The sequence below is a fragment of the Pseudomonas sp. FBCC-B1565 genome (genome assembly GCF_059133265.1).
Genome location: NZ_CP101438.1, coordinates 1,513,484 through 1,527,185, shown reverse-complemented (window position 1 = coordinate 1,527,185; position 13,702 = coordinate 1,513,484). Strand labels below are relative to the sequence as shown.

Here is a 13,702-nt window from a genome sequence, read left to right as displayed (position 1 = left end):
CCAAGGGAAACACCTTAGCTGTGATCTGCCGCCTTGATCCGGTCGACAACCCGGGATGCCAGGTCATCAGGACGGAATTTGGCCAAAAAGTCATCGGCACCGACCTTCTTGACCATCGCCTGGTTGAATACACCCGACAACGAAGTATGCAGGATGATATGCAATTTTTGCATGCGTGGATCGTTGCGGATCTCGGCCGTGAGGGTATAGCCGTCCATTTCCGGCATCTCGATGTCGGAAATCATCATCAAGAATTCTTCTTCCGGCTTCTTGCCGTCATCCACCAGCTTGCGCAGGTAGTCCAGCGCCTGGCGCCCATCATTGAGGGCGACCACTTCAACGCCGACGGTTTGCAGGCAACGGGTCACCTGCTTGCGCGCCACGGACGAGTCGTCCACCGTGAGCACGCGCAGTGAGACTGCCTTGTGCGCGGTTTCGGCGTCCACCACACCCACCGAGATCGACTCGGAGGTAGGCGCCACTTCGGCGAGGATTTTCTCGACGTCGATGATTTCCACCAACTGGTTGTCGACCCGCGTCACCGCCGTGAGGTAATGATCGCGCCCCGTGCCCTTGGGCGGCGGATGGATCTCTTCCCAGTTCATGTTGACGATGCGCTCCACCGAACGCACCAGGAAACCCTGGGTCTTGGTGTTGTACTCGGTAATGATCACGAACGGGCTTTCGCGGTCCTGCAAACCGGCGGAACCGGTGGCCAGGGCCAGATCAAGAATCGGGATCGTCGCGCCACGGATGTTGGCAACGCCACACACTACCGGGCTGGACTTGGGCATGATCGTCAGCTTGGGGCATTGCAACACTTCCCGCACCTTGAACACGTTGATGCCATACAGCTGCTTGCCATCCAGGCGAAAAAGCAACAACTCCAGGCGATTCTGCCCCACCAGCTGTGTGCGCTGGTTTACTGAATCCATTACTCCTGCCATGCCTTGACTCCCACGCTAAAACCTTCGGCCATACCTATAAGGGCAGTGACGCGCACCCAACACTAAACGGCACGAGCTTTGCTATTTATTGGTCATGGATATTAAAACGACAGTTTCCCGACGCCTCCACCTGAAACGGTATTGCAGACTGCTGTGCGCACCGCTGGCACTGCTTGCCTTGGGCCTGGGCGCCACGGCCCGCGCAGATAACGTCACCTTGCCTGATCTACTTATCGGCGTCACCCAGGGCTTTCTTGAGTTCACTGTAGAAGATTATCTGGCGACCACCCAGACGCCGGGGCGTTATGAAATCCAGGTCAACCAGTTGGACCCGCGCCTGCGCATGCCCATGTGCGACAAGGAATTGACAGCCACCCTGGAAAGCCCCGCCCAACCCATCGGTCGCGTAACGGTGAGGGTGCGCTGCGACGGCGCCTCGCCCTGGACGGTGTTCGTGCCCGCCCAGGTCAAATTGTTCCGCGATGTAGTGGTGGTTGCCCGCCCACTTAAACGCACGGGCATTATCGGTTTTGAGGACGTGGTGCTGCGCGAACGCGACATCAGCATGATCAGCCAGGGCTACTTGACCTCCCTCGACCAGGCCGTCGGGCAGAAACTGACCCGACCAGTGGTCACCGATCAGGTCATCACCCTGGTGCACCTGGAGCAGGCCGAGGTGATTCGCAAAGGTGACCAGGTAGTGATTTCCGCCAGCAGTGGCGCGCTGCAGGTCAAAATGCCGGGGGAAGCCTTGTCCAACGGCGGCATGAGCGAACAGATCCGCGTGAAGAATCTCAACTCCAACCGTGTGATCAAGGCGCGAGTCACGGCCCCCGGCCAAGTGGAGGTGGCTTTATAGACCACTGGTATCAGACGCCAGCTTTTCCTACACTGTCGGTTGGATGCCGGCCGGTGCAGTTTATTGTCATTCGAGCCTAAAGTTTGTCCGGATATGGCCGAAAACATGGCAAGCGTCCAAATACCCAGAGGTTTTTTGATCATGGTCATCGATTTCAGCCGTTTAAATAGCACCCCGACAACGTCGGCTCCTACGCGCACTGTCGGCACCAAGGACAGCGTAGAAGCCAAGGCTCAGCCACTGCCCGCCAAGGCAGAACAGGCCAGCGCCAGCCAGAGCGGGGAATCCGTACACCTGAGCAATGAGGCTCAACAGTTGCAGAAGGTCACTGACTCGCTGCGCGATCAACCGGTGGTCAATAAAGCCCGTGTGGCCGAATTGAAACAGGCAATCGCCGATGGCAGCTATAAAGTCGACAGCAACCGTGTAGCCAGCAAGCTGCTTAATTTCGAAGCCGAGCGCTAGGCAAAGGCCTGCGCCGGGCTTTTGGACGCTTAAACCCCAAGGCCAGCCATGCATCACGACGAAACCCTGCTTCAACTGATCATTGATGATCTAGCACCGACGCAATTGCTGCTCGAGCTGCTCAGGGAAGAATCCCTGGCCCTTTACGGCCGGGACATGCCCCTGCTGGAAGAAATTCTGGCGCGCAAGCAATCGCTGATTGTCCTGCTGGAACAGCACGGCAAAAAACGCAGCGAGATCCTCGTCAGCCTGGGCCTGCCCGCCGACCATGATGGCCTCGCGCAGCTGGCCAGCCACTCCTCGGTCGGCGATCAACTACTGGCCCAGAGCAAAGAACTCAACCTATTGCTCACCCAGTGCCAGGAAGCCAACCAACTCAACGGTCAGTCGATCCAGCTTCAGCAAGCCACGACCGCCAACCAGTTGCGTATACTTCACGGCGGAGAGCCTCCAGCGCTTTACAACGCTCAGGGTTCCACCTCGCGCCTGGTCAAGCCAAGCACCCGCAGCCAAGCCTGACGCCGGTTTACAGCGCGGCCTATCCAAGGCGCGCCACATACTGGCAGAATGCCCGCTCTTGCGTGTAGTCGTATTTTGTCTGGAGATGGAAGAACCGTGTTCAACGCCCTTAATGCGGAAGATGCCCCGCAGCCACCCAAGGTCCTCACCACGCCTCTGGAAATCGCCAGTACCTTGCGCATGCTGCAAGATAGCCATGACCCGCTGATCATTACCTTCCACGAACGCAGCCAGCGCTTCCAGAGCTACCTGGTGGACGTCAGCCGGGACAACGGCACCCTGGCCCTGGATGAAATGATCCCCCGCGACGGTGAACGCTACCTCGAAAATGGCGAACCCTTCCGTATCGAAGGTTTCCACGACGGCGTACGCGTTGCCTGGGAAAGCAACGGCAACCTGAGCATCAGCGAGAAGGACGGCCACCGCATCTACACCGGCAGCCTGCCCGACGAAGTGGTCTACCACCAGCGTCGCAATGCCTTTCGCGCTGCCCTGAAGCTGGCGCAACTGGTGAACATCGAATTGGGTGGCGAGAAGCTCAAGGCCCCGATCAGCGGCAAGCTGCTGGATATTTCCGCCACAGGTTGCAAATTGCGCTTTGAGGGAGACATCTCCGAGCGTCTGCAGTTAGGCCAGGTCTACGACCGCTTTATCGCCGCCCTGCCCTTCGGCAGCATGACCACCTCGGTTGAACTGCGTTACCTGCACTTTGAAGAGAAGATCAACACCACGTTTGCCGGCGTGCGCTTCCACAACATGAGTGGTCTGGTGCAGCGTCAGGTCGAGCGCTTTGTCTACCAGTTACAACGCGAAGCACGACGTTTCGATAAAGACGACGATTTTTAAACTCAAAGATCGCGGCAAAAAAACGGGCAGACCCTGATGGGATCTGCCCGTTTTTGTATTCAGGGGCGCGCCCTGCTCAAGTCATGAGGATGCTCGTCCGGGCCCGGCGGCTCAGGCGGCCCCTCAAAGAGCGGCTCGTCGACCGATGTGACCGTTTCCGGATCGGGTTCCGGCGCGGCGGTTTGCATTTGCTCCTGCACCACCGCCTCGTCCACCCGTGGATCGAGGCAGGCTACCAACGGCGAGCTGGACATGCTGTCGGGCATTGCCACGTGGTGCAGCGGCGCGTCATCCACCTGATGCAGGTTGGTCACGGCTTTCGGCCGAATCCGCCACACCAGGATCAGCGCACACAGGCTGAAAAACGCATACAGCATGTGACTGCCAAACACCTTCATCACCACACCGGCCAGCAACGGCCCGATACTCGCACCGACACCGTAGGTCACCAGCAGCATGGCGGTGAGCGAGACACGGCGGTCGCCTTCCACATGATCATTGGAGAACGCCACCGCCAGCGGGTACAAACAGAACTGCACCAGAGAACACACGAAGCCCGCCACGAACAGTACTTCCAGCGGCACCTTGGTCAGTAATGCCAGCGGCAGCGCCGCCACTGCCAGGCACAGGGCAAAGCAACGAATCAGCAGCGCGCGATCATAGCGGTCCGACAACCAGCCCAACGGCCACTGCACCAGCAGGCCGGCAAAAATACAACTGCCCATGAACAGACCCACCTGTTCGGTAGACAGCCCTTGCTGGGAGGCATAGAGCGGCGCCAGGCCATAGAACGAGCCCACGATCACCCCTGCCCCCAGCACCGTACTCAACGACTGCGGGACGCGCTTGATAAAGAAGCGTGGCTCCATCGGCGCCGGATGCAAGGGCGCCGGGTGAATACGGCGAGTCATTGCCACCGGCACCAGGCACAGCGCAAAGCACAGTGCGACCAGCATCAGCAATTCGAGGCCGAGCTGAGGGTGCATGACCAGGATCAACTGGCCGAGCACCAGCCCCAGGTAGGACGCGATCATATAACCGCTGAACACCACGCCGCGCTGCTTGGCGTCGGCCTGTTCATTGAGCCAGCTCTCGATGACCATGTACTGGCACATCATCCCCAGGCCCACGATCATCCGCAGCACGATCCAGGCCGGCAGCCAGTCGATCAGACCATGCCCCAGCACCGCCGCGCCGACAATGCCAGCGCAGGTTGCATAAGCACGAATATGCCCGACCCGGGCGATCAGGCGGTGCCCGATCTTGCCGCCCAGCACCAGGCCAAAATAGTTGGCCGCCATCAGCGCACCGACCCACAGGCTGTCCACATGGTCGGCCGCCAGGCGCAAGGCCAGGTAGGTACTGAGCAGGCCGGAGCCAATCAGCATCATCAAGGAGGCGAAATAAAGGGCTCGAAAAGATTTCCAGATCTGGCGCATCGGCGTTCCGAGCGGCTCCTTGCAGTGAGAGACAGGCCTATCGGCATGATAGTCCGGGGTGACCGGGTCCGGACAGGCAACTTGCGCTGTTTCCGGGGATTATTTTGCTTAAAGGCTCAGACGCTGCCCGACCGCTTGTGAGGTACACCGATTGTGAAAAATGCACGCACACGTGCTGTGAACGCTGAACACCGGCAAGGTTCGACCCGTCTTTGAAAGGCGCCCACAAAAAAGCCCTGCCAGAACAGTCTGTGCAGGGCTTTGAATCTGGTGTCCCAGGGCCGGTTCGAACGGCCAACCTTCCCCTTAGGAGGGCTAATAACCACATCGCAGCCATAGGGTTTCTCCCTTGGTATCAGTTGGTTAGAGTCTGGTTGAGTCCCACAAAACGCTCCCGTATAGTGGTTTTTGCTGTCACGCTGCTGTCACGGATCAAATCAATGAAAAGTAAGATTACCCAAAGACTCATCAATAGCCTGGCAGCTCAGCCGAAGGCTTACCGCGTACATGACACGGTTCAGCCCGGTTTTTTTATCCGGGTGCTTACTAGCGGGCACAAGTCTTACATGGTCACCTGGGGACGCAATAAGAACGCCACCCTTGGTAGAGTTGGCGTTCTGACCCTAGACCAAGCACGAACTGAAGCTGCCCAATATCTTGCCGATGCTCACGCCCATGGTGAGCCCCTAGCTGTCACCCAAGGACGCAGGGGTGCTGGACTGCCATCCTTACGCGATTTTATAGACGACACCTACATGCCGTGGTTTAAAGCGCACTACAAGGGCCACGAAAAGACTCTACACACCCTGGACAACAACTTTGACGCGATCATGTCTCAACGCATCGACGCAATATCTGGCCGTGACCTGGAGCAAATCCGCACTGCCTGGATGCAAGCTGGTAACAAGCCATCGACGGTAAATCGAAAGATAGGCTCGATCAGCGGTGTCTTCAGTCGAGCTGTGGAGTGGGAGTATATCGGCACGCATCCACTGGCGAAGCTGAAGCAGCTCAAGGTCGACTCACTAGGCTCAGTCCGCTACCTAGACAGCGATGAGGCGAAACGCCTGCGCGAAGCATTGGACGCTCGACAGGAGGAGATGCGATCTGAACGTGAAAGCGCGAACCAGTGGCGGGCGGATCGTGGCAAGCAACCAATGCAAAGTCTGCTGCAGGTACCATTCACCGATCACCTCAAACCAATGGTACTGCTGTCACTGAACACAGGTATGAGGCGCGGAGAGCTATTTGATCTGAAATGGTCTGCAGTCAACTTCAGTACAAACACGATCACTGCCGCTGGCGATACAACCAAAACGAGCGACACACGGCACATCCCAATGAATAAGGAAACCGTGGGAGTTCTGGAGCATTGGAAAAAACAGGCTGGAAAATCTCGCTATGTATTTCCGAGCCAAGACGGCGGGCGTCTAGAGGACGTGAAAAGCTCCTGGCTCAGACTACTAGATCGGGCCAAGATCGAGAATTTTCGCTGGCACGATATGCGACATGATTTCGCCTCCCGCTTAGTTATGGCAGGCGTGCCCTTGAACACTGTAAGGGATCTACTAGGACACTCAGATATCAAGATGACGCTCAGATACGCGCATCTGGCACCAGGTACCAAGGCCGCAGCGGTTGAGCTTATCTAGTCACCATAGCCTTTCATTTTTTTATAATAGTCATAGGGCAAATCGACCAAGTCATTGACTCTCATGAATGCCGCGTAGTCCTCTATGTAACGCCATTCCTTTCTGACCAACGCCAGATCCACGAACCGCTTTTCAATCTCCCCACCCCATATGGTTGTGTAGCCGTTCAGGTCGCCGAAGAGATCGTATTCACCCTTGAAGTAATCTGAGCTGATCACTACCTGAGCCTGGCGAGCCAGTGTTTCGCCACAAAATTCAGCGCCGATGGTGCCCGCTCTCAGCTTGAAAAGTACCTCATCCTCATCCCATACCGCGTCAAAAACCTCCATAAAATTTATTTGGGAATTTGAGGGCATTAACCCTCCCCAGAATGGATTTTTTTCTACAAAAATCCCGTTCAACCCCTCCTCTACAAAATCCTCCAAAACCTTGACGATCTTCTCATCCAGCTTGCTGGCGGCGATGTCCAAAGCTGCCTTGAGCCTAGGCTCGATCCGCGCCGAAATCACAACCTTCTTAGACCTGTTTACCATTCGCCCCCCAAAAACTTACAAACAAAACAGCTTGCATAAAATGTTACTTACAAATAATCTGCTTACGTCCTAACCAGTATCGTACAGTCCCAACGGACACTCAAGGAGAAACAAATGACCCAAGCTGAAACCGTCAACTCACTGTCCGTAAGCGTTGAGGAAGCAGCACGCCTTACGAGCCATTCGAGGTCAGGTATTTACGAAGTGATTGCCTCGGGTGATCTCAAAGCTTTCAAGATTGGGCGCAGACGTCTGATCTTGATGACGGAGCTGAAAGCATGGATTGAGCGGGTAGCGAAGGCTGGCAGCAGATGATAGCGGCAACATCCTGGACGGATGTAAAGGAGAGGATTCAAGACACACTGCCAGCTGGCAAGAGCTGGACTGAAAGAAAAAGTGCCGAGTCAGTGTTTCGACCACTGACCCGACCCACCGCACAGAACTCTTAGGAAAAACCATGCGACCACTGAATTCTACTCTGCTGTTGAATGCCGATACCAGCCCTGTGCCGGTTGAGATGAAACAATCGTTTGCATATCGCCCCGTTGTGGCTCAGGGAGTATCGGCATGATCACCATTTGCCTTTTTGATCGTGCCGGCCAATCGTTGGGGCAGCTCACACTGTCGTCGACCACCTTCCTGATCGATCTCGAAGCTCTCCGCAGCATCGGTGCTTGGCGCGTGGGTGTGAACAAATGAATCGCCCGTACAGCCTGTCCGAAGATGAGTTTCACAAACTTGAGCGCGCGCAGGAGTCCATCACGTTGATGAGCATTTTGTTTGGTGAGGTGCAGCGATCCACTACCTACACACCCCAGATGATTGCCTCGTTTTTGGATGCACTTGGAGAAGATATTTCGGTGGTAATTCAGTCCATGATTTATGAGGTAAAGAATGACCGCTTCGAATCACGGGGAGCAAACCATGTCCAGTGATTTGGAAAGTGATCTGGTGAATCTCACCCGCTTGATCCGAGAGCTAGTTCAGCAGCTGCAACAGCCTGCAGTTACAACTGAAGATCAGCTGTGGACATCACAGGACATCGCCACTTACCTGAAGTTGTCCGCCTACACAGTTGAACGTCGTGTCGTAACTCAACCTAGCTTCCCCAAGAGTGTGCAGCCCTGCTCCACTGGAGTAAAAGCTGCCAAAAGGTGGTTTGCAGCGGAGGTAATCGCCTGGTTGCGACAACATCGCGCCAGACAGCCCGTAGCAAGGCGATCAAGAAAATAGAATGACGATTGGCTACTGCTGATCTGAGCCATTCAGTGCGGGCAGCAGGCGTGTAAGCCCTGTAACCCTCCCAGCTTTACCGGAACTAGCGATGAATAACTTTCAAAAACGCAGCGTTGCGTTGACGGGATCGGCTTGCCCGAAAAACGTCCGGAATGTACTCGAAGCACCGCCAACAAAAGTTTTGACGGTGATGGATGCCCCGTCATTGCCAGTGGACGCCACTCGATTCACGCACAAAGGCACGCATGGATTTGTGCGTGCAACGGTAGTTCGAGGGGATTGGTTTACTGCCAGAAAAGAAAATGAATGCCGACCACTCACGTCATTTTCCCGCATGTGCAATAGCTCAGCATCTCTCCTCCTGAAGGCATGAAATGACTCCCGTAGAGAACGTTTTGAATCGTCTGGACAAAGTTAAGAGCAATGGCAGTGATCGCTGGAAAGCCTGCTGCCCCGCACACGACGACAAGTCACCAAGTTTGAGTATCACCGAAACATCAGACGGTACCGTACTGCTTAAGTGCTGGGTTGGGTGCGATGCCTTGGAAATTACTCATGCCATCGGCTTGGAGCTACGAGACTTGTTCCCTGGAGAAAAGCGTGAACGAAGCGGGCCCAGCCCTGCCGCCGTGCGGCATGAACGGGCGATCTACCTGATTGGCAAAAATATGATTGACCAAGGAAACGATATGAATGCCGTTGACGTCGAGCGTTTTAATCTCGCCAAACAGCGCCTGGGGGTCGAATGACTACTCCAGATCGTTACGCCGATCAGTGGGCTACCACTGACAAAGTGGGAGACGCCGTCAAGAAACTCGGCGTCGACGCCGGGGCGCTGTATGAGCCAGGGATTCTGCCCCTCCTGCAAAAGATTCGTAAAAAGGAGCCATCGATCTTTGCCCGCCTCCGCGCCAAGGTGAAGGAAACCAAGCAGGTCAGCATGGCAGAGTTCGACCGCCTGACAGCGGTAGCCGAGGATGAAGAAGACGCGGCACAAAATGACATTTTCGGCGAAGTCGAACCCTGGCCAAACCCAGTCAGTGGCGAAGAGCTTCTCGATGACATTGCGAACACAATGAAAAGGTATGTCGCGGCAGACAAGGAAACTATCCGTGCGGCTGCTCTTTGGGTGACCTTCACTTGGCTGATCGACGTGGTGCAAGTAGCTCCGATTGCCAACATCACGGCACCAGAGAAACGCTGCGGGAAATCCATCCTGTTAACAGTCCTCGGGAGGCTCGCTTATCGTCCGTTGCAAGTCGCGAACATCGCTCCAGCGGCGTTGTATCGGGCAATTGAGTTGTGGGCTCCAACCTTGCTCATCGACGAAGTCGACGCCTTCTTGGCGGCGCACGATGACGCTAGGGGCATCCTCAACGCCGGGTTCACTCGAGACAGCGCGTCGGTCATTCGATGCGTAGGTGACGACCACATGCCGACCCGTTTTAACGTGTGGGGTGCTAAAGCGTTGTGCGGCATCGGCAAAATCGCTGACACCTTGGCCGACCGTAGCATTCCATTGCGCCTGCGCCGGCGGGTTGCTGGCGAGACAGTGGAGCGTCTACGCCATTCAGACCCAACCATCTGGATGAAACTCCAAGCGAAGCTGGCCCGTTTCACCGCCGATAGCGCCTCAGTTATCGACGAGGCCCGTCCAGATCCTATCCAAGGTCTTAACGACCGTGCGAACGACTGCTGGGAGCCATTGCTGGCTATTGCCGATGTCGCCGGTGGTCACTGGCCCAAGTTCGCACGACATGCAGCGACTGTTCTACATGGCCTGGAAGGTGATACCCCAAGCATTGGTATCGAATTGCTCCAGGACGTGAAAGCCATGTTCGATGACAAACGCGCCAGCAAAATTTTCAGTTCAGAACTACTAGAGACATTGATTTCTGATGAAGAAGCACCTTGGGCAACATGGAACCGTGGCAAGCCGATTTCGGCACGTCAGCTGTCGGCAAAACTGGCGGAGTTCGAAATCAAATCCAAGGACGTCCGGATGGGGGATGTCGTAAAAAAAGGATATGAGAAAGGGTTCTTCAAAGAGGCATGGACTCGCTACCTTCCCGCCGAACCTCCCTTTGTATCCGCTACAACGCTACAACCCACAGGCAACGGGGCATACAGCGATTTCTCATCCGCAACAAAAGAAGTGAATGTTGCGGATAGAAAAACGCTACAGCCCGGTGACGGCATGAGTTGTAGCGTTGTAGCGGATAACACGCTCCCCCTTGGCGGGGACAGAGGAGACAAGGGCAAAACAAAAACCTGTTTGCATGTGGCGAGGCCGTAATGAGTTCCAACCAGAGCTACCTGCAAGAACAATACTTTATCGCCTGGTTAGCCAATGACGCCAGGCCTCTGGAAGACACGCATTTTGGTTTAGATGCGTTAGTTTTATGCGCGGCGGTATGCCCGTCACTCTGATGAGAGATTCGGACAACATCGAATCACTTCAAACTCTCTAAATGTTCAAACATTTGAAGTTGCTGAGCATTAGAAAGCCCACGAAATCGTTCAAAAAGAGACTCATCAATTTTCTTTGCGGACGGCTTAAGAGTATGCGAAAAACTTAGTTCCATGACGAAAGAATGACCACACCTGGCATTCAAACACAAACAATAAAGCTTCTTGGTACCAGGGGACGTTTCGTCGACTTCTGATATCAATGCCTTCCCATGACAACAATTACAATTAACCCTCATCAAACTCACTCACTTAACCAGACGGAAAGTTGCACCATGTAATAAAAATGCGCACACACAAAATAACACATCACTCACTTCAATCCGAGCATAAGCGAAGCTACTAGCTCGACAATTCATTCACAACAATAGGAAATACTCATGAGCAACAAAAAAGGCAACATCAAGTACACAATTTTGAAACAGGCACTCACCAAAGTCTACAAAGTGCCTAACGGTGCTAGTTCTTTTGCTATCGAGCCCAGCACCGCGCAGTCGCTTAATGAAAAAATCACCGCAAAATCTGACTTTCTTGAACGTATCAACATTGTTCCCGTGAGTGAAATTAAAGGCGAAAAAATCATGCTCGGGGTAACTGGCCCTGTAACCGGTCGAACCAACATCAAAACTACAGATCGCGAGCCGAGAGATTTTTCCAGCCTAGACAACAACACTTACGAACTGTCACCTACCGAATCGGATGTGGACCTACCATTCACCAAGCTTGATACTTGGGCAAAGTTCCCGGACTTCCACAAGCGTTACTCCGACGCAGTGCAGAAGCAGATAGCCTTAGATCGCATGATGGTTGGGTTTCGTGGCACTCATAGCGCTGCACAGACTGACATTGAAGCGTTCCCCATGCTCGAAGATGTCAACAAAGGCTGGCTGCAACAGGCCCGTGAACAGGTGCCAGGCCAAGTGCTCAGCCAGGGCCTGGAGGCTGGCAAGATTCGCCTCGGTGAAGGCGGTGACTATGCCAACCTGGACGCGCTCGTGTATGGCGTAACGCGAACGATTGAAGACAACTTTCGCGATGGCGGCGACTTGATCGCGATCATCGGCTCTGACCTGCTGGCTCACGACAAAGCACTGTTGTACACCAAGCAGGCGGGCACGCCCACTGAGAAAGAACGCATTGAAAGCGTACAGGTCGTGAGCACCTACGGCGGAGTACCAAGCTTCAGCGTGCCGTTCTTCCCGGTTAACGCCGTACTGGTCACCAGCTGGGACAACTTGTCGATCTATTTCCAAGACTCTAGCTGGCGAGTGCTCATGCTGGAAAACCCGAAGCGTAACCGTGTCGAAGATTACAACAGCCGGAACGAAGGTTATGTAGTAGAGCAATTTGAAAAGCTCGCCATGGCTGAAAACGTAGAGCTGGTGTGATAAACCCAGCACCAAAGAGCAAGCAACACAACTTAACTAACAAAGGAACATTGAAATGCAACTTTCCACAATTGATCGAGACAACCTGAACCCTGCACTACAGGAACGTCTTGCTTGTTTCGAGATCAACCGAGACGCGTATATTACTCTGCAAAACCAGTACACAGAAGTTTTACAAGAAAACCAACGACTCACACAGAAAGCTGCCGAACTTGAAGGCCAGGCCAACCGCACCGACGCCTCCTGGAATGCTCAGGGCAAGTCAGGCACCATCGACCAGGTTAAAATCAACGAAGAAATTGAACGTAGTGCTCAACTCAGGAAGGACGCCCAGGCATTACGCCTAACCGCCGAAGCACGAACCGGAATCGAAAATAACTTGGTTATCCAAGTAGCAGAAGCACGCTTGAAGCTGGTGGGCGTCCCGGATTCGATCAACAAAGATCTTCAACAGATTCTTTTGGATAAAGCGTTAAAGCAGGAAGGCACATTCGATATTCTGTTGGAGTTGTTTGCCTTATCCAGGGCTGTATTCCTCAAAAGTCTTGATGAGCATGAGGTTATGCTCTCTCGCTGCAACACCACGCAAGAACGACAAGCGAAAATCCACGAACTCACCTGGATTACTCTCGGCAAAAAACTTGAAAAGCTATTTGATGGGGCCGAGAAAGAAACACTGGCACCAACATTGGCAACTATGCCTCCTGCCGTACAGAAAGAAGCAGTAGTAAATACTACCGCCGCCCTTCTGAAACTTAAGCGGACAAAGGTCGCGTCCTGAGATTCAACAGCCAGTCGGTCTAGGAGTCTCGCAAAGGCTCTGATCGTAGGGAGCAAAACGTGAGTAAGCTGGATCGTTTCATGCGGGAAAAGGACGTGCTCGATGCCACCTCCCTTTCCCGAACCACCCTCTGGCGAGTTATAAAAAGCGGACAGTTCTCAAGACCTGTCCGTATCTCACCAGGTCGCGTTGGATGGCGTGAGTCAGCAATCATTGCTTGGCAGGAAAATCCTGGCAAGTGGTGCTCCACAGATACCCTGTGACTCATCCTTTCAGATAACTTCGCCCCAGCCGCAGCGCCACGCTGCCTGGGGCGCTTCACATACGAGGTATACGCTATGAGTTCCCACGTGGACAATGTCTTGGTATTTGCAGACCTCCAACGTATTACCGGCTACCAGCGCCGCTATGATGTCGAGAAGACACTTGCCGAACAGGGCATCCGATTCTTCCGAGGTCGCTGTGGGCCATGGACAACGATTGATCTCATTAACTACGCTGGCGGCATCACAGCGACCGACAGCGAACGCTACAACGCCGATATTTTATGAGGCATCAAGGGAAACCA

General features: G+C 54.5%; 19 protein-coding genes. 15 read left to right on the top strand and 4 right to left on the bottom strand.

Annotated elements, in window-relative coordinates; translation table 11 throughout:
• Nucleotides 1–14: 14 nt before the first annotated feature.
• Nucleotides 15–947 carry a chemotaxis protein CheV gene (locus tag NL123_RS07300; RefSeq protein ID WP_071493972.1) on the bottom strand — a complete coding sequence of 311 codons (933 nt, stop codon included), beginning with the start codon at nucleotides 945–947 and terminating at the stop codon, nucleotides 15–17.
• A 94-nt stretch (nucleotides 948–1,041) separates the two neighbouring features.
• On the opposite strand from NL123_RS07300, the gene flgA reads away from it, so the two are divergent.
• From flgA to NL123_RS07280, 4 genes are all read left to right on the top strand, one after another.
• A complete protein-coding gene (gene flgA, locus NL123_RS07295; RefSeq protein ID WP_494357499.1) occupies nucleotides 1,042–1,806 on the top strand; it encodes a flagellar basal body P-ring formation chaperone FlgA in 765 nt (254 codons plus the stop codon).
• A 141-nt stretch (nucleotides 1,807–1,947) separates the two neighbouring features.
• Entirely contained in the window at nucleotides 1,948–2,271 is a 324-nt protein-coding gene (gene flgM, locus NL123_RS07290) for a flagellar biosynthesis anti-sigma factor FlgM (RefSeq protein WP_058427496.1), read from the top strand.
• 48 nt (nucleotides 2,272–2,319) lie between these two features.
• A complete protein-coding gene (locus tag NL123_RS07285) occupies nucleotides 2,320–2,790 on the top strand; it encodes a flagella synthesis protein FlgN (protein WP_058427497.1) in 471 nt (156 codons plus the stop codon).
• 96 nt (nucleotides 2,791–2,886) lie between these two features.
• A complete protein-coding gene (locus tag NL123_RS07280) occupies nucleotides 2,887–3,636 on the top strand; it encodes a flagellar brake protein (RefSeq protein WP_058427498.1) in 750 nt (249 codons plus the stop codon).
• Between the two features lie 59 nt (nucleotides 3,637–3,695).
• Here the strand turns inward: NL123_RS07280 and NL123_RS07275 are convergent, their stop codons facing one another.
• Nucleotides 3,696–5,075: an MFS transporter gene (locus tag NL123_RS07275; RefSeq protein ID WP_248483808.1), complete on the bottom strand. Its 1,380-nt coding sequence runs from the start codon at nucleotides 5,073–5,075 to the stop codon at nucleotides 3,696–3,698.
• 440 nt (nucleotides 5,076–5,515) lie between these two features.
• Here NL123_RS07275 and NL123_RS07270 point away from each other — a divergent pair, with 440 nt between their 5' ends.
• Nucleotides 5,516–6,727, top strand: a complete 1,212-nt coding sequence (locus NL123_RS07270; protein ID WP_494357498.1) for a site-specific integrase — start codon at nucleotides 5,516–5,518, stop codon at nucleotides 6,725–6,727.
• On the opposite strand, the gene NL123_RS07265 is transcribed toward NL123_RS07270, so the two are convergent.
• Nucleotides 6,724–7,260, bottom strand: coding sequence for a hypothetical protein (locus tag NL123_RS07265; RefSeq protein ID WP_494357497.1), 537 nt, complete (start codon nucleotides 7,258–7,260; stop codon nucleotides 6,724–6,726). The genes NL123_RS07270 and NL123_RS07265 overlap by 4 nt on opposite strands.
• 114 nt (nucleotides 7,261–7,374) lie before the next feature.
• On the opposite strand from NL123_RS07265, the gene NL123_RS07260 reads away from it, so the two are divergent.
• From NL123_RS07260 to NL123_RS07235, 6 genes are all read left to right on the top strand, one after another.
• Nucleotides 7,375–7,575 (top strand): helix-turn-helix domain-containing protein, encoded by a 201-nt coding sequence (locus NL123_RS07260; protein ID WP_446432663.1) that lies wholly within the window; start codon nucleotides 7,375–7,377, stop codon nucleotides 7,573–7,575.
• Between the two features lie 252 nt (nucleotides 7,576–7,827).
• Nucleotides 7,828–7,959: a hypothetical protein gene (locus NL123_RS07255; RefSeq protein WP_494357496.1), complete on the top strand. Its 132-nt coding sequence runs from the start codon at nucleotides 7,828–7,830 to the stop codon at nucleotides 7,957–7,959.
• The gene (locus NL123_RS07250; RefSeq protein ID WP_446432662.1) at nucleotides 7,956–8,195 is read left to right on the top strand and encodes a hypothetical protein; all 240 of its coding nucleotides are present in this window, start codon (nucleotides 7,956–7,958) and stop codon (nucleotides 8,193–8,195) included. The genes NL123_RS07255 and NL123_RS07250 overlap by 4 nt, the downstream gene beginning before the upstream one ends.
• Entirely contained in the window at nucleotides 8,155–8,493 is a 339-nt protein-coding gene (locus tag NL123_RS07245; RefSeq protein WP_494357495.1) for a helix-turn-helix transcriptional regulator, read from the top strand. The genes NL123_RS07250 and NL123_RS07245 overlap by 41 nt, the downstream gene beginning before the upstream one ends.
• A gap of 398 nt (nucleotides 8,494–8,891) precedes the next feature.
• Nucleotides 8,892–9,245: a virulence-associated protein E gene (locus NL123_RS07240; protein WP_446432660.1), complete on the top strand. Its 354-nt coding sequence runs from the start codon at nucleotides 8,892–8,894 to the stop codon at nucleotides 9,243–9,245.
• Entirely contained in the window at nucleotides 9,242–10,792 is a 1,551-nt protein-coding gene (locus NL123_RS07235) for a DUF3631 domain-containing protein (protein WP_494357494.1), read from the top strand. The genes NL123_RS07240 and NL123_RS07235 overlap by 4 nt, the downstream gene beginning before the upstream one ends.
• A gap of 157 nt (nucleotides 10,793–10,949) precedes the next feature.
• Here NL123_RS07235 and NL123_RS07230 read toward each other — a convergent pair whose 3' ends face one another.
• Nucleotides 10,950–11,204 carry an ogr/Delta-like zinc finger family protein gene (locus tag NL123_RS07230; RefSeq protein WP_446432658.1) on the bottom strand — a complete coding sequence of 85 codons (255 nt, stop codon included), beginning with the start codon at nucleotides 11,202–11,204 and terminating at the stop codon, nucleotides 10,950–10,952.
• A 141-nt stretch (nucleotides 11,205–11,345) separates the two neighbouring features.
• Here NL123_RS07230 and NL123_RS07225 point away from each other — a divergent pair, with 141 nt between their 5' ends.
• From NL123_RS07225 to NL123_RS07210, 4 genes are all read left to right on the top strand, one after another.
• On the top strand, nucleotides 11,346–12,353 hold the full coding sequence (locus tag NL123_RS07225) for a phage major capsid protein, P2 family (RefSeq protein ID WP_494357493.1): 1,008 nt from the start codon (nucleotides 11,346–11,348) through the stop codon (nucleotides 12,351–12,353).
• Nucleotides 12,354–12,408: 55 nt separating this feature from the next.
• Nucleotides 12,409–13,134, top strand: coding sequence for a hypothetical protein (locus NL123_RS07220; protein WP_494357492.1), 726 nt, complete (start codon nucleotides 12,409–12,411; stop codon nucleotides 13,132–13,134).
• A gap of 80 nt (nucleotides 13,135–13,214) precedes the next feature.
• A complete protein-coding gene (locus NL123_RS07215) occupies nucleotides 13,215–13,397 on the top strand; it encodes a helix-turn-helix transcriptional regulator (protein WP_494358284.1) in 183 nt (60 codons plus the stop codon).
• A 75-nt stretch (nucleotides 13,398–13,472) separates the two neighbouring features.
• Nucleotides 13,473–13,685, top strand: a complete 213-nt coding sequence (locus tag NL123_RS07210) for a hypothetical protein (RefSeq protein WP_494357491.1) — start codon at nucleotides 13,473–13,475, stop codon at nucleotides 13,683–13,685.
• Nucleotides 13,686–13,702 lie beyond the last annotated feature (17 nt).